This window comes from Actinomycetota bacterium, assembly GCA_040757835.1.
Classification (GTDB): Bacteria; Actinomycetota; Geothermincolia; order Geothermincolales; family RBG-13-55-18; genus SURF-21.
Map to the genome: position 1 here is coordinate 223,389 of JBFLWJ010000003.1, position 19,184 is coordinate 242,572.

Below are 19,184 nucleotides of genomic sequence, written 5' to 3' on the forward strand. Positions count from 1 at the left end.
GCTCTCATCTTTGCCGGCAGCCCTCAACCGGCCAGCTCTTTCCTCCACCAGTCCAGCACATCGCGCAGTGTCTCCTCCATGGAGTACCGCGGCGTCCACTCCACCAGCTCCCGCATCTTGCGGTTATCCCCCCGCAGCACCGGGATGTCGGTCTTGCGCAGGCGGGCCGGGTCCACCTCCACGCGGATGGGCACCTCCCCCAGCGCGAGTAGTGTCTCCAGCACCTCGGAGACGGCATGGTCCCGGCCGCTGCATACGTTGTAGGACTGCCCCGGCGCCCCCTCCCGCACCAGCAGCCAGTAGGCGTCGACCAGGTCTCGCACGTCGGCGAAGTCGCGCCTGGCCTCCAGGTTCCCCACCCTTATCACCGGCTCCCCCCGCCCGGCCTCGGCCGCGGCGATCTGGCGCGCGAAATCGGAGACCACGAACTCCGGTGACTGCCCAGGCCCGATCATGTTGAAGGCCCGGGTGACCACGGTCCTGGTCCCGTAGGCCTGGTAGGAGAAGACGGCATGGTAGTCCTGCATCACCTTGCTGAGCGCATAGGGGCTGGCCGGACGCAGTGGGTGGTCCTCGGCTATTGGCAGCTCCTCCTCCCTCACCCTGCCGTACTCCTCGGCGGAGCAGGCGACGTGCACCCGGGCGTCCACCTCCGCTTCGCGCAGGGCGTCGAAGAGGTTGGCCTGCCCGTAGAGGGCGATGTCGTAGGTGAAGCGCGGGTCGTCCCAGGAGCGCCGCACCGAGCTCTGGGCGGCGAGGTGGAAGACGTAGTCGGGCCTGAACCTCTCGACGCTCGAGAAGACCAGCTCCCGGTCGAGGAGGTCGCAGACCTCGAAGGCGCAGCGGTCCCAGGGGGCCCCGCCACGGGGCGGCCGCATGTCGATACCCAGCACCTCGGTCCCATCCTCCCCGGAGAGAAAAGATGCCAGGTAACGGCCCACGAAGCCGTCCGCCCCGGTGATGAGGACCCTCGCGGTCACAGGCCGCTCCTCTTGGCTATCATGTCCGCGATGAGCCCCAGGACCAGTACCTGCAGTCCGCCCAGGAGCAGGATCACGGTGCTGGCGGCGATATGCCAGTTGTAGCGCGACATGTCCAGGATGGCCTTTACGAAACCGCCCATCAGCAGCACCGTGGCTATGGGCAGGAATATCTTCAGCGGGCTGAACCAGGTAATGGTACGGAAGATGGTCATGATGTAGTAACCGGTGTCCCTCAAGGGATGAAAGGTCGACTTCCCTTTGCGCTCGTAGTAGTCGATGGGCACGTACTTGACGGGGCGGGAGTTGTTGAGCATGGCCAGGGTGATGGTGCTCACCCAGGAATGGCCGGAGGGCAGCATACCCAGGTAAGGCAGGACCGCCTCCCTGCGCATGGCGCGCAGGCCGGAATTGAGGTCGGGTATCTTGTTGCCGCTGATGAACTCCGCCAGTTTGCGGATGACGAACTTGGTGGGGACGCGGATGAGCTTCATGGTCCCCGCTTCCCTGGTGCGCGCACCCACCACCATGTCGCAGTCGTACATCTCGTCCAGCAGGCGCGGGATGTCGTCGATGGGATAGGTGCCGTCCCCGTCGGTGACCACCACTATCTCCCCGCTGGCCTGCCTGATTCCGGTGCTGCGGGCGGTGCCTCCCCCCATGTTGTAGGGGTGGCGGACCATGCTTACCTCGGGGAAAGCGGCTACCTTCTGCGGTGTGCTGTCCGTGGAGCAGTCGTCCACCACGATTATCTCCCACTCATACGCGGTGGCCTTGAAGGTCTCCAGGGCGCTGCGCAGCACCTCCTCGATGGCCTCCTCCTCGTTGTAGACGGGTATCACCAGGCTGACGTCCATGTTTTTCCTCTCTGTTTCCCACAGCCGTACGCGTAAAAGGGAACGAAAACTCGCAAATCATTCTATGTCCACCGCGAATAAAGGTCAAAACATCGCGGGCAGGAGGGGCCACGGAAGCGGGGTCTCGGTCGGAGGTCACCCGGCCAGTCCCGCAAGGAGAGACGCCAGCTGGCCGGCTAGGGCCTCCGGCGTGCAGTTGTCCAGATAGGTCCGGTAGCCGCGCTCGGCCAGGTCGCTGCGCATACCGGGATCCCCGGCCAGCCTGCTGATTGCCGCTGCCAGGGCCTCGGGGTCGCCCATGGCCACGAAGAACGCGTCCTCCCCGTCCCGGAGCAGTTCCCGGTTGGCGGGGTTGTCCCCGACGATCACCGCCTTGCGCATGGCCAGGAACTGGTAGGTCTTGCCGGAGATCACCCTGGCCGCCTTGGGCATGGACGAGAAGTGGCCGCCCAGGCAGATGTCGGCCCGGGCGATGCGTTCGGGCAGTCTCTCTTCCGGCACCCACTGCTCCCAAACGCAGTTTCCACCATCCAGCCTGGATTGCAGCTGTCCGCGCAGCCTCCTCAGCTCCGGCCCCTTTCCCACCAGGTGGAAGCGGATGTCCTTGCGGCCCTCAAGCAGCTCCGCTGCCCCGAGGACCACGTCCACGCCATGCAGGGGCTGGAAGGTCGCGTAGTAGAAGACCTCGACGGCATCGCCGTGCGCGTCCTTCTCCGGCATTCGCGGGAAATAGAGGCGGTCGTCGGCTCCCACCCAGATGCGGTGGAATTTCTCCCGCGGCTGCGAGAAGTCGGAGGCGAAGTACTCGATGTGGGTGTCGGTATCTAAAAAGACCAGGTCGGCCGCCTGGCACGCCCACTGGTCCAGCTTGAAGCACAGCTTTCCCGCCAGCGAATCCGGCTCGAAGCGCCTGCGGTCGTTGCAGAGGGTGTCGAAGACGGAGATGAAGGGGTCGAAGGCGATGGGTTTGCCGCCCAGTGCCCTCAGGACGGGCACGATGGGGTGGCCCAAAAAACCCACGAAATAGAGGTCCGGCCGGGACCCGCGCTGCCGCAGCAGGCGCCAGAACACGGCCGTGTAGCGCAGCGCGTAGTTGGACGCCTGCGAGGTGGCCTCGCTCAACTCTATGCCGGCGGCGCGCAGGGCGCGCATGAGTACGCGGTTACGCTGGTACCCCGGTTCCCTGCCGGCGACGAAACATACCCTCAAGAAGACCTACCCGCCCTTCCCTTCTCTCCTTATCGCCCGCAGCAGCAGCGCCAGCGTGAACCTGGCGGCCAGCCCGGCCAGCACAAGGGGCAGCAGCGCCATCCCCCTGCCCCCCCGGTACCGCTTGCGGCAGTAGATGAACATGCTGCGGTGGTGCTGGTAGAGCATTCGCACCGACTGCTGGGAGCTGGTCCTGCCGATATGGTGCAACAGGCGCATGGCGGGGTCGTACACCACGCGGTACCCGGCCTCGCGCAGGCGCCAGCAGATGTCCACGTCCTCCACGTACATGAAATAGGTCTCGTCGAAGCCGCCGACGCGCTCGGCCGCCTCCCGGCGCAGCAGCATGGCCGCCCCGGATATCCAGTCCACTTCGCAGGGCCCGTCGCGGCACATGTTCTTCATCTGGTATTTCATGGTAAGCGGGTTGCCGGGCCAGATATCGCCCAGGAACCCGTGCACCATGCTGGCGAACATGGAGGGGAAGCGGCGGCAGGACATCTGCACGCTGCCGTCGCTGTTGAGGACCATGGGCCCGAGGGCCCCGATGGCGGGGTCCGACTCCATGCGGTCCAGTACCTCGTCCAGGCCGCCCGACAGGAACTCCACGTCGCTGTTGAGGATGAAGACGTAGGGCTGCGAGGTGGCCGCGATGCCGCGGTTGCAGGCGGAAGCATAGCCGGGGTTCCCGGGGTTTTCCACCAGCCGCACGTGGGGGAAACCGTCCCGGACCATCTCCCTGCTGCCGTCGGTGGAGCCGTTGTCCACCACAAGGACCTCCACGCCTGCGAGGCGCTCCGCCGCGGACTGCAGGCACCTGCGCAGGTCCGGCGCGGTGTTGTAGTTGACGATCACCAGCGCCGCCCTCACCGTCGTTTCCCCCCCGCGAGGCCCGCCAGGTAACCGGCCATCTTGGCGGCGTCTATGGCCAGCATGAGCAGGGCGACGCCTGGCACCGCCGCCGCCTGCTCCCGCGCCGGACGCCCCTGCATGTAGGAGGGGATACGCATCCAGCGCCTGCCCGCGTAGGCACACGCCGCCGCCGCGGTCGGCCCCGCCAGCCGCCGCCCGCGCGGCGATACGGCGCAGAACGCCAGCCATGCATAGGTGGCGAAGCGCACCAGGTGCCGCTGGGGGTACATGCCGGCCTGTCCGTCACCGCGGGCATAGAGAAAATACTGCCGCAGCAGGGAGCGCAGGTCCCGCCTCATCCTCCAGTAGACGAGGGCGTCCCTGGCCATGACGTGTTTTATACCCAGTTTCTTCCAGGCATGGTTGAAGTACATGTCCTCACCGATCTCCAGCCACTCCGGGTAGCCGCCCACCACCTCCCACACCTCGCGCCGCAGGGCCAGGGAGCGCGATGAGGGCATGAAGCGGCCCTCGCGCACTTCCCGGGGCAGCGGCAGGGTGGCGCAGGCGGACAACTCCTCGAACCATCCGCCGGTGAGGGGCTGGTAGAAGCCCGCCACCAGTTGGACCCGCGCGTCCTCCTCCAGGGGCGCGATGAGCCTCTCCAGCCAGTAAGGCCCGAGCACACACCCCGCGTCGGTCACGGCGATGGTCTCCTGCGAGGCCAGCCTGAAGGCCTCGTTCCTGCCGCGGGCTATGTTGCAGCCTTCGCACACCTCGATGCGCGCCTCGAAAGGCGCCGCGGCTGCCAGTGAGCGCAGCAGCTCCAGGGTGCCGTCGCGGGATCCGCCGTCGACCACCACCACCTCGTCGGGCAGGCGCGACTGGCCCACGATGCTCGCCCACCATTCCCCCAGGTTACCGGCCTCGTTCAGCACCGTGGCGATAAGGGTCACCCGTTCCCGTGCGGCCTCGTTTCCCGCGGACAATCCTAGACCTCCTCCATGATGTGGTCGTAGACTTCCAGCACTTCGGCGGCGGCCTTCTCCCAGGTGAAGACCCGGGCCCTTTCCCGCCCCTTCTCCACCAGGCTGGAGCGGAGCGCCGGGTCGGAGATGAGGGTCTCGACCCTGGCGGCGATCTCCCCGGGCTCCAGGGGGTCATCGAGGAGCAGGGCCGCGTCGCCCACCACCTCGGGCAGAGAGGCGCGGCTCGACGTTATCACCGGCACCCCGCAGGCCATGGCCTCCAGGGGAGGCAGTCCGAAGCCCTCGTAGATGGACGGGAACACCAGCATGTCCGCCCGCACCAGCAGGGATTTCAGGCGCTCGTCGGGGACGTATCCCGTGAAGACCACCTCTTCCTCGAGGCCAAGGTCCTCCACCCTGAACATGAGCTTGCGGTATTCGATGTTGTTCAACCTGCCCAGTCCGCCCCCGCCGATGACCGCCAGCCGGTGCTCCAGGCCCGCCTCACGCAGCAAGGCGAACGCCTCCAGCAGGGTCGCCAGGTTCTTGCGGGGGTGCAGGTTACCGATGTAAGCCAGGTACGGGGGCTCCAGGCAGTATGCCCGCAGGGCCATATCCGCCTCCTCCTCGGAGGGCTCCTCCAAGAAGACCGGGTCCAGGCCCGGATAGACCACCCTCACCTTCTCGGGAGGAAGCTCGTAGACCTCCGCCAGCTCGCGGGCGGTGAATCGCGAGTCGGCCAGCACCACGCGCGATGCTTCGAGCAGTCCGGGGAGGGAGGAGATGAAGCGCCTGATTCCCTTGGACTGCATCTCCGGGAAACGCACGAAGTTGATATCGTGCACCGTCGAGACCAGGCGCGCCCTCCGCAGGGCGGGCGCCTGGTAATTGGTGGCGTGAAATATATCGAAATCGCCCAGGAGAGACTCCGCCGGAAAGAGGTCCGTCCTCTTCCACCAGGTGTAGTAGAGGAAGTTGGCGGGGAGGTTAAACCCCCGGGCCCTCACCCCCTCGAGGGGCGGCGAGACCTTCTTCAGGCGGTGCCCGGCCCGCAGGGACAAGGCGAAGAGCTCGAGTTCCAACTGCGGTCTCAGGCGCAGGATATGGGCGGCAAGGTTTTCGGTGTAATGCCCTATCCCCGTCTTCTCGAGGAGAAAGGGGGTGCCGTCGCAAACGACCTTCATATCCTACCCGCCGTAAAGACTTTGCGCTCTCAGGGGCTCGCCGTGTTCCACTGCCCCCAGTTGATGAGGATTATCCCCGCGACGATGGCCACCAGCCCTATCCAGTTCAAGGTCAGGATCTCGCGGTTCTCGAAGAACTTGTCGTAGAACATGACCACGATGTAGGTCAGACTGACGAAGGGATAGGCCACGCCCAACGGCACGTCCGTGAGCACGATCAGCCAGCACAGCGCCGAGGCCACGAAGAGAACCAGTCCCAGTACGACGACCCAGTTGGTGGCGATCTCCTTGATGAAGGTGGCCGGCTTCTTCATGAGGTCGCCGGCACCCATGCCCGTCCTGTCCTTGATCTCGCTCATGCCCCGCCGCAGGCAGATCTGACCACCGATGGCCAGTCCCACGCTGACTATGATCATGACGTACATCACCGGCTTGACTGCTGCTTCCATCTCTCCTCCTTGTAGACTGGCGCCCCGCTCACCGGGAGGATATCCCCGCGGGTTAGGGCATTTCAGGCGTATTATATCAGCCTCGCGTGACGGCTTCAGTCGAGAGCGGGCCAGGCCCTCAGAAGGCCTCGTTGGCGAAGGCGGGCGCCTCGATGGGGACGGGGGGCTCCCCGCCATACCCGGAGAAGACGAAGACCAGCCGGGTCGTGCTGCTCTTGCCGCCCTCGAGGCTGAACGACTGGTCCATGGCCACCTGGCGCGGCAGCTTGTCCGCCGCCCCTATCCATATCTCCACCAGCAGTTCCCCCATGACTTCCCCCAGGTCAAGGCCCTCGAACTGTGCCGCGAAGGAGGGGTCCTGGGCGACGCGCGTGTTGATCAGCTCCTGGCTGCTGGCAAGGTAGCGCAGGTGTGCACAGCGCTCTCCGCCCGAGTCCTCGTAGCCCACGAATTCCGGCTTCTCGCCCATGTCGGCCAGGCTGGTCATGAGCGCGGTGTAGTCGAAGTAACGGTTCTGGTCGGAGAGGGGCCGGTAATGTATCCAACCGACCACGCCCAGTTGCTGCGACAGCCGCTCCCCCTGCACGTAGGCCGTCGTGCCCCCGTCCAGCGTAAGGTAGGTGAAGGCGTTCTCCTGTGTCTGTCCCGGCTGCCGGGAGCTGCTTACCGTCTCCGCGTATTCGTAGGTCTCGCGGTCGGGCAGGACGATGTCCCCGGCGACCCGCAGGTTCTGCTCGAACTCCCCCTCCTCCGTCAACAGGAGGTATGCCAGGTCCTGCTCGAAGTGGAGGTAGCCGCCCTGGTTGTCGTACTCCGCGACCGCCTGCCCGCAGTCCTCGAGCCAGGCGGTAGCGTCGCCGCCCCCGCAGCCCGCCACGGGCGTCAGGGCCGCCGCCAGCAGCACCACGGTCATGACCATAGTTCTTCTCAAGTCCGTCTCGCTCTCCCTAAGAGTCTCCCGTCCACGCCGGCTTCTCCGTTCCTTTCCCCGCGCCCTCCATTTTAATTCCTATGACGCCGGGACTTCCAACCGGGGTCCTGCCCCACCGCGGTGGCCGGCCGCGCGCGGCGGAAGAGACCGTCCCGCCCCGGCCTCGCCGGTTTGAAATCGTGTGCCCGATGGCTGTATCCTTGCAGGGAGACAAGTACGAGAGAGGAGCGGGTGAAGCGCATGAAGATAGCTGTTATCGGCACCGGATACGTGGGACTGGTGACCGGGGCCTGTTTCGCGGACCTGGGACACACCGTGGTGGGAGTGGACAAGGACAAGGGGAAGATCCAGCGTCTCAACCAGGGGGAAGTGACCATCTACGAGGTCGGGCTCCCGGAGCTGATCTCCCGCAACCTGGACCGAAGCCTCACCTTTACCACCGACACCGATGAGGCCGTGCGCGCATCGGATATAGTGTTCATCACCGTCGGCACCCCCCAGGGCGAGGAGGGGGAGGCCGACATGTCCTTCGTCATCGCGGCCGCTTCGGAGATCGCCTCCTCCATAAGGGGATACAAGGTGATCGTCAACAAGAGCACCATGCCCGTGGGCTCGACGCGCCTGGTGGAGAAGGTCATCAAGGAGAGGGCGGACGGCGAGGAGTTCGACGTCATCTCCAACCCCGAGTTCCTGCGCGAGGGCACGGCGGTGCGCGATTTCACCAGCCCGGACCGCATCGTCATCGGCACCGAGAGCCAGAAGGCCGCCGGGATCATGGCCGAGCTGTACCGGCCCCTCAACGCGCCACTCTTCATCACCGACCCGGCCAGCGCCGAGATGATCAAGTACGCCTCCAACGCCTTTCTGGCCACCAAGGTTTCCTTCATCAACGCCATCGCCAACATATGCGAGGCAGTGGACGCCGACGTGAAGGAGGTGGCCATGGGCATGGGGTACGACCGCCGGATCGGTTTCGAGTTCCTGCGCTCGGGCCCCGGTTTCGGGGGCTCCTGCTTCCCCAAGGACTGCAAGGCCCTCATCGAGATCGCGCGGGGTTCCGGCTACCATTTCCACCTCCTGGAGGGCGTGATGCAGGTCAACCAGGAGCAGATCCGGCTGACGGTCAGGAAAGCGGAGCGCCGCCTGGGTGGGCTGGCGGACCAGAACATCGCCGTCTGGGGCCTCGCCTTCAAGCCCAACACGGACGACGTGAGGGATTCCCCCGCCATGGAGATCGCGCGCATGCTCTTGGAGAAAGGGGCGAGGGTACGCGCCTACGACCCCCAGGCCATGGATAATGCCCGCGAGGTCCTCCCCGATCTGGAATACGCACAGGACGCACTGGCCGCGGCCGAGGGCGCCGACCTCCTTCTGCTCCTCACCGACTGGGACGAGCTGAAGATGCAGGACTTCCGCAGGGTGGGAGAAGTGATGAAGAGCCTGGAGATCCTGGACGCCCGCAACTGCCTGGAGCCCCTTGCCCTCCGCCGCCTCGGCTTCAACTACGAAGGCATCGGCCGTTAAGGACTCGCCGCTTCCTACCGACATCTCTATATAGCGAGACAAAAACGAGGAAGCGCAAATGCTGGAAGTGAGCACCTGCCCGGAATGCGGCATACCTGCGTCCTTCAGCGCGGGGCAAGCCTGGCTGAACAACGGGGACATCATCCAGAGGACCAGCGAGACCGCCCGCATGATCTTCATGGAATGCCAGAACCTGGACCCCCTCTTCGCCAACATCGGCATCATCATCGGCTTCCCCGTCGAGGAGCTGGTCCAGAACATCAGCGCGCGGGGGGCCGCCGTCTATATGGAGCGTCTCATACCGGACGAGCTGAAGGGACTGATCCGCTCCCGCCAGATAGACCTGGGCTTCCTGGTCAACTCCGTGATCCTCTACTGCCACGTGCTGGGCTTCGGCAGATACGAGTTCGTTGATCTCCGCTACGAGGGCGATGCGGATGACTACTACAAGCAGCGCGTGTTCAGGCCCTTCTCCGTGCCCGAGGCGGCCGGGAACCTGGCGGGAGTGCTGTCCACAGCCGTGGGCGGAGAGCATGCCGTGACCTACGAGGAGGTGGCCCCGCACCTGTACGAGTTCACCACCAGCTGGACCGAGTACCCCGACACCCTCAAGAAGAAGCTGGCCTTGGAGGGATACGAGCACCACGACGGCGATCTCGAGCTCGAGCGGTGTGCCGGCTGCGGCAGCCCCAAGGCGCTGGCGGGGTTCCGCTGGTACCTCGAGGAGGGCATCATAGAAAACGTCCAGACCGGCAAGCGCATGGCCATGCTGGGAGGGGAGTTCCTGGACCGCGTCTTCGAGGCGCTCCGCACCGAGCTGGGCGACACCATCCCCTCCGTGGTCATCGAGGCGCAGCGCCGTTTCACCAAGACGGGCTTCTACTCCATCGACCAGGTGCAGAACGAGGACGAGTTCCGCACCCAGCTCGCCCTGCGGGGCCTGGGCAACCTGCGCATGATCAGGATGGGTACGCGGGGCCTGCGCCTGCGCATCGAGAATGCCGCAGCCCACCTGCTGACCGTGGGCATGGCCCAGGGGCTCTACGAGATGGCGCTGGACGTGGATTCGCTCGTGGACTGGGAGTTCTCGAAGCAGGGGGAGCTGCTGGTGGAGGTCAAGCCGGCTCAGAAGCCGGGGTTCTCCATGCGCTGATCACCGGCCCGCCGCGTCCTCGTAAGCATGTGCGGTCGACTCGATGGTGCTCTCCCAGCGATATGCGGCGGCCCTGTCCATCCCCCTCTCGGCCAGCTCACCACGCATGTCCTCGTCGTCGAGGAGGCGCCGCATGGCTTTCCTCAGGTCCATGGGGTCTCCCGGGTCGACCAGCAGCGCCGCCCCTTCGCCCACCTCGCGCAGGGACGAGCTGTCGGAGGTGACCACCGGGATGCCCCGCGCCATGGCCTCCAGCACCGGCAGCCCGAACCCCTCGTAGACGGAGGGATAGACGAAGATGGTCGCCCCGCGGTAGACGGCCTCCAGTTCCCGCTGGGGAAGAAAACCGAGCCAGCGCACCCCCGCCTGGGAGAGGATGCGCGACAGCTCGCGCCGGCCCATCCATCCCGGCGCCCCGACCAGGACCAGCTCTCCGCTCTTCCTCTTCTCCTCGGCGCTGAAGGCCTCGTAAGCCCGCACCAGGCGGTGCAGGTTCTTGCGCGGTTCCACCGTGCCGACGAAGAGTATGTAGCCCGGTTTCAGGCCGTGCCTGGCCAGGACCTCCTCGATCTCCTCCCGGCCTGGGCTGTCGGGCACGTCCACGCCCAGGGGCACGACCCTGACGCGGGGATCGCCCTTGCCGATGAGGGAGCGCAGGTCGTCACCGGTGCTGTGGGAGTCCGCGAGGATCACGCGGGCATGCCGCAGGATAAGGCGCAGGCCGCGCTGGTGAAAGAGATTCCAGCGCAACGGGAAAGCCCCCGGGTACTTGAGGATACAGAGGTCGTGTACGGTGGCCACCAGGGGGGCGCGTGACGGCGGGAACACCAGGGAAGGCGCGTGCACGAGGTCGAGCCCGCCCAGGTAGCGCTCCAGGTACGGCCGGCCCACGCCGTGCCAGGCCAGCCCCATGGCGTCGCGACGAGCCGGCAGGCACGCCTCTTCCACCGCGTCCAGGCCGGGGAAGAGCTGGCCGCTCCCGGACCCGTGATGGGCCAGCACCAGCTGTCCGTCCAGCCGCCCCGCCAGGCCGGGCACCAGGTGGCGCAGGTAGGTGCCGATACCCCCGGGCTGGTCGTAGAAGAGCTGGTCCGCGAAGATGGCCGCGCGCAATTTACGTCCTCCCCGCTCGCATCGCCGCCGCCTATTCCACCAGGCGGTACAGGACGATCTCCTCCAGATGATGCGTCCGCCTGCGCGGACGGTATTCGAAGGCCTTCTCCAGGTCGTTCTCCCTCAAAAAGTACTCCTCAACGCGGCTCGTGGACAACCCCCCCACCAATCGCGGCTGCGCGCCGCTCATGGCCGGCCGCCACAGCAGGTAGGCCGGGCGCTGCGGGAAACCCAGGTCGCCGAGGATTTCCTCGAAATCGTCCTGGGCAAGATATCCGTTGTCCAGCATCCACACCGATTCCACCCCGTAGAAGCAGCGCAGGGGCGCGCCGAAGAGGTCCCCCAGGTTGTCGTCCAGGACCACCACCCCTCCTTCCCCGACCTGCCCCGCGATCTCGCCGCACAGCTCCAGCTGGTTGCCCCCCTCCTGCAGCCCCATCAGGGGCATGGACACGTAGACCATGAAGAAGATGAGGTAGAGTAGGAGCGCGGCGGCGGCGGCCTTCCTCGCCCATACCACCCAGGGCCGCCACTCCACCCCGCCGCGTACCTGGTCCGCCAGGCCCTTGAGGAGGCAGGTGATGGCCATGGCCGCGGTGGGCAGGACCACCGGGACCAGCCTGCGCATGGCGTACATATGCAAGGGGGTAATGTGCAGGTTCATGCTGAAGACGATGGTCATCATCAGCCCCATCAGGGCCACTGGCACGGCCCAGTAGCGCCGGGCGCGGGAGAGCCAGGTGGCGAAACCCGCGTAGATGAGCATGACGCCGGTGAAGGAGAAGTACCACGCCCAGCGCACCAGGGACTCCTTGTTGAAGGAAGGCCCCTGGAAGGCGTTGATGTCGCCGTAGGTCATGAGCGTGCTCTCCCCCGCGGAGCGGATGAAATAGACATAGACGAAGAAAGCGGCCAGCCCCGCCCAAAGCAGCGAAACCCACAGCCACCTCAGCCTCGCCAGCCGCCTTACCCTGTCCCGGATGTCCGCGGCGAAGAGGAAGGCCACACCGTAGAGGAAGGGCAGCAGCACGCCCGGGAAATCGAGCAGCCAGCGCCAGCGCTGCCAGGTGCTGCTCCATATGGAATGGAAATAGGGGGGCGAGGAGAGGGCTCCCACCACCAGCGACAGGACGGCCCCGGCCGCCAGCAGACCGCAGAACCACCAGTCCGCCTCCGCTAGGCCGCTCCACACGCGTTTGCACAGGTAGAAAAGGGCGAGGGGGAGGGCGATGACGATGAAGTCCGCGTGGCATAAGAAACCCAGGGTGAAGAGTAACGCCGCGGCGGCGGCCGTGCCCCGCCGCTCTTGCCCCTCCTGCCGCAGGTAGGCGGTGAGGCAGAGGGAGCCCCCCACGAAGAAGGCCATGTTCATCATCTCGCTGGTGCCGTAACGGGCGAAATAGACCATGAGTGGAGAGAGGGCGGCGATCACCGCGGCCGTCACCCCCCATTTCCATCCCAGCGTCCTCGCGGCGAGGAGGTAGAGGCCCCACAGGGCCAGCACCCCCACGGCGGTGACGGCCCAGAACATCGACTGCGGCCCGAGAAAGGACGCGAAGACGGCCATGAGGGACGGCCACAGGTAGAAGAACTGGGGCACCACCCTGCCCTGTTCGAAATCGGTGATATAGAAGGCCTTGTTCTCCCAGGCCTCGAAGGGAAGCTCTGGTTCCGGGTTGGGCTGGTAGACCATGTCGCGGCGTTCCTCATCCACCTCCCGCACCGTGGGCACCTCCAGGTATACGTCCCCCTCCCTCTCGATGTGCGCCGCGATGTTGGGGTAGATACCCACGTCGATATAGCCGAAGACTATGCGCCCCGGCGGAGAGAAGAGCGCGAAGGCGGCCGCCAGCAGCAGGATAACCGCCGCCATGCGCTTGAGGTCCAGGTCCTCGCGCCGGAATGGCAGCCGTCGCGAGAGCAGGGCCATGGGCGCGCAGAGCGCCCCCACCGTCAGCAGGAGGTGGGCCAGGGAATAGGCGGAGGCCATCGCGAGGACCTGGGCGCACAGGGCCACCAGGCCCGTGCCCAGCAGGAACGAGAGGAAGGCCCTCTCCCCGGTCTTCAGGCCATCGCGCGAGCGCCTCACCAGGGACACGGCAAGGGCCCCGGGCACGAACAGCACGGCGGTGAGCGCGAGCACCTTCAGGACGGTCAACGCCCCTCACCTGTCCCGCGGCCGTTATTCCCGGTAACGCCCGTATCCTCTTCCCTGCCGTGATACATGCCCCGCCGCCTCCGCATAACGATAGCTCTCGACTTCGCCGGCCTCGCACGCGCGTCGTTTGCCGGTGATCGAGCGTATTATACCAGCCTGCCGAGGCCTTTAACCTGCCGGCCTCGCCACCGCCCCCCGCTTCCGTCATGGCATCGAGAGACGTGCGTAGCGCCACCCGTTCCGGACGCGCGGTTTAAAAGGCACCGCACCGGGGGCGGCGAATATGAGATTATTAGACAGAGCTTTCGCGGTTCTTACCCGAGGAGCGGGCATGACATACGACATCGTGATCGTCGGGGCCGGCATCACCGGCTGCACCCTGGCGGAGAGGTTCGCCCGGGTCATGGGCCGGCGCGTGCTGGTACTGGAGAAGCGGCCCCACATCGGCGGCAACTGCTATGACTACCTCGATGCGGCCGGCATCATGGTCCCCGCCTACGGGCCCCACTTCTTCCACACCGACGACGAGGAGGTGTGGGAATACCTCTCCGGTTTCACCTCCTGGCACCCTTACGAGCACCGCGTGCTCAGCTGGGTAGACTCAAGGTTCGTGCCCGTCCCCGTGAACATCGATACCGTGAACATCCTGACGGGCGCGAACATACGGGACGAGGGCGAGATGAGGGCCTGGCTAACGAGGAACGTCGTCCCCATAGACCGCCCGGCAAACAGCGAGGAATCGGCGCTGGCCAGGGTGGGACCGCTGCTGTACGAGAAGCTGTTCAAGAACTACACCATCAAGCAGTGGTCGCTGCACCCCCGTGAACTGGACGCCGCGGTGATGGACCGCATCCCGGTGCGCACCGACCGCGACGACCGCTACTTCAGCGACGCTTTCCAGGCCATGCCCGAAGGCGGTTACACCGCCATGTTCGGGCGCATGCTGGAACACGAGAACATCCACGTGGCCACGGGGAGCGACTACTTCGCGGTGCGGGACGCCCTGGGACGCCACGAGCTGCTCGTCTTCACCGGCCCCATCGACAGGTTCTTCGAATACCGCTTCGGGCGCCTGCAATACCGCTCGCTCTATTTCGAACACCGCACCCTGGACATCGAATATTTCCAGCCCCGGGCCCAGATCAACTACCCCAACGACGAGGAGTACACCAGGATCACCGAGCCCAAGCACGCCACCGGCCAGGTGGGCGGCCGCACCACCATCATCGAGGAGTACAGCACCTGGGAGGGGGAACCGTACTACCCGGTGCCCTCACCCGCGAACGCCGCCGTCTACGAGCGTTACCGCGAAGCGGCGCAAGGCCTGGAGGGTGTCGCCTTCGCGGGCAGGCTGGGCGAGTACCGCTACCTCAACATGGACCAGGCCTTCGCGAACGCGCTGCGACTATTCGAGCGCCTGCGGGGCTAGGTGGCGGCGCTTCTCCGCCCGCCGGCCCGGGCCCCCCGCCCGATCACGGCCAGGTCCAGGAGGTGGGGAGCAGCGGGTAGTCCGGGATCTGCTGCTGCCAGTAGGCGTAGCTGTACCAGGCGGCATGCGGCACGCCGGTGGATGAGAACAGGCCGTAGTAGTTGCCGTCCCAAGCCGTACCCGGCGGCTCGTCAACGTCGCGGTAGACCCAGATCTTCTTGCAGCCGTTGTCGAACAGGCCCTGTATGCCGTCCCTCAGCGCCGTCGCCTGTCCCGCCTCGCTGAATTCCGCGGGTTGCCCGTCGCTGTAATGGGGCCACCCTATCTCCGTCGCGGCCACCTCCTGCCAGGCCCCCCGGGAACGCACGGCGTTGACCACGGTGGTGTAGAAGGGGCCCCAGTAGAAATAGCTCTTGTAGGGATGGAGGGCGATCAAATCGCAGGAGCCGTTGAAGCCGATGAGGCGGTTGATGTCCAGGGTGGTGCGGGAGAGCGGCGCCAAGGTCACCCGACGGGTGAAGGTCTCCCCCCTGGACATCATGAAGGTGAGGTCGGCCACGGCCGCGTGGTCGTTAGGGTTCTGCAGGCAGATGTACTCCTCTATCGAGAAGCCCGTGCAGCCCTCGGCGAAGAGCCACTCCGCCTGGGCGGAGGTGGTGCCCATGGCGTCGTGGCCGCCCGCCCAGGTCCCGTTGAAGTTGAAGTACATGGGGCGCTCGGCCACGATGGGCTGGCTCGAGGTGACCTTGATGGAGACGTCGCCGCGGGCCGAGTCGTAGGTGCCCAGGCCGGGGTCGGGTCCGTGCACCGGCACCGTATAGCGCGAGCGGGCCCTGACGGTGACCGTCCGGCGCAGGTTGAAGCCGTCGCCGCAGTAATAGTCGATGTTGACGGTGGCATTGGCCGTGCCCGGGTTCTGCAGGCAGAGATAGGTGTTGAAGCCGGTCCGCGTGCAGCCCTCCGCGAAGAGCCACTCCGCCTGGGCGGCGGTGGCGCCCATGGCGTCATGGCCGCCCGCCCAGGCCCCGGCGTAGTTGAAGTACATGGGACGCTCGGCCACGATGGGCTGGCTCGAGGTGACCTTGATGGAGACGTCGCCGCGGGCGGAGTCCCAGGCGCCGATGCCCAGGACGGCGTCGTGCACCGGCACCGTGGAGCGGCGGCGCGCGGGTACGGTTAGCGTCCTCCGCTCGTTGGTGCCGTCACCGCAGTAATAGTCGATGGTCACGGCGGCGTCCGCCGCGCCGGGGTTCTGCAGGCAGAGCCAGGTGTTGAAGCCGGGCCGCGTGCAGCCCTCCGCGAAGAGCCACTCCGCCTGGGCGGCGGTGGCGCCCATGGCGTCATGGCCGCCCGCCCAGGCCCCGGCGTAGTTGAAGTACATGGGCCGCTCGGCCACGATGGGCTGGCTCGAGACCACCTTGATGGAGACGTCGCCGCGGGCGGAGTCCCAGACGCCTATGCCCAGGCCGGCGTCGTGCACGGGGATGGTGAAACGGGACTGCGCCGGCACGGTGAGCGTCCTCTGCTCGTTGGTGCCGTCACCGCAGTAATAGTAAACGGTCACGGCGGCTGCGGCGGCGCCGGGGTTCTGCAGGCAGAGGTAGGTGTTGAAGCCGGGCCGCGTGCAGCCCTCCGCGAAGAGCCATTCCGCCTGGGCGGTCGTGGCTCCCATGGAATCGTGGCCCCCCGCCCAGGCCCCGTTGTAGTTGAAGTACATGGGGCGCTCGGCCACGATGGGCCTGTCCGCGGCGACCCTGACGGAGACGTCCTGCCCGGGGCGGTTGAGGTCGTCGAAGAGCAGGGCGTAGTTCTCGGCGCCCACGTCCGGGTCGTCCTCGAGCGAGTACATGAGGGCTCCGCACATCACCACTCCGGTGGGGTCCTTCTCCTTGATGCCCGCGTAAGCCAGCTGCAGCAGGGGCAGGTAGTCCGTCTCCACCTGCCCCCCGAAATGGAATACTCGGAAGTACTGGTAAGCCTGGCCGTCGCGGTCCCAGCCGGGCTCGTTCCAGATCTCGTAAAAATCCACCAGGCTGCCGTAGCGCTCGGCGACGGCGGAGCAGAAGAGGTACCAGTCGTTGAGGTCGCGCGGCGGGGCGCTCCTGGCGAATTCGCCGTACGAGGGGTCCTGGGCCCAGTCGGGTGTCGGCCCTCCCACCAGGAACATGATGGACTCGCTCCCCGCGGAGAGGACGAGGTTGACCAGCTCATCGAGCCTCGTCCATTTGTAGACACCCCGGGAGGTCTCGACATCGCTCCAGCTGACCTCCACCCGGTGGTTGCGTATCCAGCCCCGCTCCGACACCGGCATTGTTTCCAGCACCTTGCCCACGTGCAGGCCCAGGAGCTCGCGGTCCATGACCGGGTTCCCCGAGGCTTCGCTGACCGCCCCCCGCTGCACGGCCAGGGCCGCGACCATGGCCAGGACCAGGGCCGCCACGATACTGATCGCGAGGATGGGGTGCTTACGCGCCTTTGCCTTCATCGTTTGAACCACTCCTTGGTCTCGGTGGACGTTATCGTCTTATTCGACCCGCACGGGGGGTCGTCCTGTTCCCGGACTTCATTACTTTCTAACCCAGAGGATGCGCTTGCGCAAGCTGATCGAGCCGGGACGAGGCGCCGCGCCGCGCTTCACGCTCCGGCGATCTCCCGCAGTTTCGCCTCGAACTCCGCCGCCACGCGGTCCCATCCCCGCATGGTCACGACCTTCTCTTTGCCACGCTCGCCCATCTCCCGGGACAGCGCGGGGTCGCGCAGCAGCTTCAGCGCCATATCACCGTATTCAACGGGGCCATGGCAGAGATATCCGTCCTGCCCGTGGGTTATCTGGTCCCGCGCCGCCGCGCACCAGGCGTTCCCCAGCACCGGCTTGCCGCGCAGCCATGCTTCCCCGAAGACCAGGCAGAAGCTCTCATACAACGAGGGAAAGAGAAAGATGTCGCAGGCGTCATAGGCGTCCAGCACCTTGTCGCGGGGGAGGGGGCCGAGGTAGTGCACCCCTTCGCCGCTCACCGGCAGGTAGTCTTCCTCCGGGCCTATCATGACCAGCTCGGCGGGGAAACCCTCGCCGCGCACGTGGGCCAGGGCGGCGGCGGCCTCGCGATATCCCTTGCCGCTGTTCTTGCGGGCCACCCAGAGCAACAGGGGTACGTCTTCCAGCCCGAACTCGCGCCTGAAGCGTCCGCCGTCGATACGCGGCGACAGCAGTTCCTCGAGATCGAAGCCCGGACCCACGGCGAAGGCGTTGAAACCCCAGGCCCGCATGATGTCGGCGATCCCCTGCAGGTTGGCTTCCACCCCCTGTGCACCGGCCATGGCCTCGTAGAGGTGGTCGTAGTAATGGTTGGTGTCGCGGGGGTGGAAGAGGGGGATGGCGATGAAGGGCCGGCCGGCCCCCGCTGCCGCCTCGGCCGCCAGCGCCAGGGACGACATGGGGGCCATGCATCCCAGGATGATGTCGAAACCGCCGGCCATGCTCTTCACCTCCCGCTCCATGCGCGGGGAACGCGGTCCCATGACGTATCTGTGCTTGCGCGAACACTTCGCGGGCAGGTTCTGTGCCCTCCACCACAGGGCCTTCCCCAGGACCTCCTCCGGGCCGGTGCTCACGAACTCGTCCCACCCCCGGGATATGTCCAGCTCCCTGCTGGCTCCGCCGTCCCGGACCTCGGCCCGGTGCACCAGCACCCCGAGGTCCCTCCCGTCCTGGGGCGGGCGGAAGACCTTGGGCACGCCTATGCCCACGGTGACGCTGCCGCGCGGCGAGAAGGTGGCCTGGACGCTCTGCCTGCGCCCCTTCTCGAGGGTGAAACGGAGGGGCTTCCCGTCATCTACCTGCAGGCTCAGGTCCTCATCCAGGGGCGCGCTCACCTCCAGCCGGACCTCGCTGATGCCGTCACCGGCCGCCAGCAGGTGCGCCTGCTGGGCGGACCAGCGCACGTGGCCGTCGTCCCTCTCCTCGCTGGCATGCCAGCCGGTGAGGAAGCAGTGCTCCCCGCTTCCCGCGAGAGCTTCCTGCATGCAGGCTATGAACTCGGGCTTGCGGCGCACCTTTTCGTTTTCGAGGATCAGCTGTTCCCAGTATCTCTTGGCGCGTCGTGGCGCGGGGTTGTTCACCGGGTAGCGGCGCGTGAGCACCCCTTCTTCCTCCTGGCTGCCCTGGGGGAGAGCGTTGTCCCACAGGCAGTAGCCGAAGGGCGACCTGACCATCTGGAGCGAACAGGTGGTGAAGACCTCCACCTCGTGGCCTCCCCGGGCTAGGCGGGACATCAGTTCCCACATATATCTTTCGGCTCCGCCCGGGATGCCTTTCCCGAAGCGGAAGCTCACCAGCATTATGCGCATAACGTTTCCCCGTGGTTGTTGCACCGCGCG

15 protein-coding genes are annotated in these 19,184 nt (G+C 66.3%); 3 read left to right on the forward strand and 12 right to left on the reverse strand.

The window, feature by feature from the left end:
• Nucleotides 1–23: 23 nt before the first annotated feature.
• The 8 genes from AB1384_04965 to AB1384_05000 all read right to left on the reverse strand — a co-directional run bounded on the left by AB1384_04965 (nt 24) and on the right by AB1384_05000 (nt 7,430).
• Nucleotides 24–980 carry a GDP-mannose 4,6-dehydratase gene (locus AB1384_04965; GenBank protein MEW6553617.1) on the reverse strand — a complete coding sequence of 319 codons (957 nt, stop codon included), beginning with the start codon at nt 978–980 and terminating at the stop codon, nt 24–26.
• The gene (locus AB1384_04970; protein ID MEW6553618.1) at nt 977–1,837 is read right to left on the reverse strand and encodes a glycosyltransferase family 2 protein; all 861 of its coding nucleotides are present in this window, start codon (nt 1,835–1,837) and stop codon (nt 977–979) included. Before AB1384_04970 ends, AB1384_04965 begins: the two co-directional genes overlap by 4 nt.
• A 135-nt stretch (nt 1,838–1,972) precedes the next feature.
• On the reverse strand, nt 1,973–3,046 hold the full coding sequence (locus AB1384_04975; protein ID MEW6553619.1) for a glycosyltransferase: 1,074 nt from the start codon (nt 3,044–3,046) through the stop codon (nt 1,973–1,975).
• Nucleotides 3,047–3,052: 6 nt separating this feature from the next.
• Nucleotides 3,053–3,916 (reverse strand): glycosyltransferase family 2 protein, encoded by an 864-nt coding sequence (locus AB1384_04980; protein ID MEW6553620.1) that lies wholly within the window; start codon nt 3,914–3,916, stop codon nt 3,053–3,055.
• On the reverse strand, nt 3,913–4,887 hold the full coding sequence (locus AB1384_04985) for a glycosyltransferase (protein ID MEW6553621.1): 975 nt from the start codon (nt 4,885–4,887) through the stop codon (nt 3,913–3,915). Before AB1384_04985 ends, AB1384_04980 begins: the two co-directional genes overlap by 4 nt.
• Nucleotides 4,888–4,889: 2 nt before the next feature.
• Nucleotides 4,890–6,050 carry a glycosyltransferase family 1 protein gene (locus AB1384_04990; GenBank protein ID MEW6553622.1) on the reverse strand — a complete coding sequence of 387 codons (1,161 nt, stop codon included), beginning with the start codon at nt 6,048–6,050 and terminating at the stop codon, nt 4,890–4,892.
• A 29-nt stretch (nt 6,051–6,079) separates the two neighbouring features.
• Nucleotides 6,080–6,499, reverse strand: coding sequence for an EamA family transporter (locus tag AB1384_04995; GenBank protein MEW6553623.1), 420 nt, complete (start codon nt 6,497–6,499; stop codon nt 6,080–6,082).
• Between the two features lie 118 nt (nt 6,500–6,617).
• The gene (locus AB1384_05000) at nt 6,618–7,430 is read right to left on the reverse strand and encodes a hypothetical protein (protein MEW6553624.1); all 813 of its coding nucleotides are present in this window, start codon (nt 7,428–7,430) and stop codon (nt 6,618–6,620) included.
• A gap of 240 nt (nt 7,431–7,670) precedes the next feature.
• On the opposite strand from AB1384_05000, the gene AB1384_05005 reads away from it, so the two are divergent.
• Together AB1384_05005 and AB1384_05010 are read left to right on the forward strand one after the other, a co-directional pair.
• Nucleotides 7,671–8,954, forward strand: a complete 1,284-nt coding sequence (locus AB1384_05005; GenBank protein MEW6553625.1) for a UDP-glucose/GDP-mannose dehydrogenase family protein — start codon at nt 7,671–7,673, stop codon at nt 8,952–8,954.
• Between the two features lie 58 nt (nt 8,955–9,012).
• Nucleotides 9,013–10,107, forward strand: coding sequence for a hypothetical protein (locus AB1384_05010; GenBank protein ID MEW6553626.1), 1,095 nt, complete (start codon nt 9,013–9,015; stop codon nt 10,105–10,107).
• On the opposite strand, the gene AB1384_05015 is transcribed toward AB1384_05010, so the two are convergent.
• A complete protein-coding gene (locus tag AB1384_05015) occupies nt 10,108–11,220 on the reverse strand; it encodes a glycosyltransferase family 1 protein (GenBank protein ID MEW6553627.1) in 1,113 nt (370 codons plus the stop codon). It abuts the gene before it with no gap.
• A 31-nt stretch (nt 11,221–11,251) separates the two neighbouring features.
• Nucleotides 11,252–13,378: a glycosyltransferase family 39 protein gene (locus tag AB1384_05020; GenBank protein MEW6553628.1), complete on the reverse strand. Its 2,127-nt coding sequence runs from the start codon at nt 13,376–13,378 to the stop codon at nt 11,252–11,254.
• 331 nt (nt 13,379–13,709) lie between these two features.
• Here AB1384_05020 and glf point away from each other — a divergent pair, with 331 nt between their 5' ends.
• Nucleotides 13,710–14,807, forward strand: a complete 1,098-nt coding sequence (glf, locus tag AB1384_05025) for a UDP-galactopyranose mutase (protein ID MEW6553629.1) — start codon at nt 13,710–13,712, stop codon at nt 14,805–14,807.
• A 43-nt stretch (nt 14,808–14,850) separates the two neighbouring features.
• On the opposite strand, the gene AB1384_05030 is transcribed toward glf, so the two are convergent.
• Together AB1384_05030 and AB1384_05035 are read right to left on the reverse strand one after the other, a co-directional pair.
• Nucleotides 14,851–17,292 carry a DUF5719 family protein gene (locus AB1384_05030; GenBank protein ID MEW6553630.1) on the reverse strand — a complete coding sequence of 814 codons (2,442 nt, stop codon included), beginning with the start codon at nt 17,290–17,292 and terminating at the stop codon, nt 14,851–14,853.
• Between the two features lie 149 nt (nt 17,293–17,441).
• A complete protein-coding gene (locus tag AB1384_05035; GenBank protein ID MEW6553631.1) occupies nt 17,442–19,154 on the reverse strand; it encodes a glycosyltransferase in 1,713 nt (570 codons plus the stop codon).
• Between the last annotated feature and the right edge of the window lie 30 nt (nt 19,155–19,184).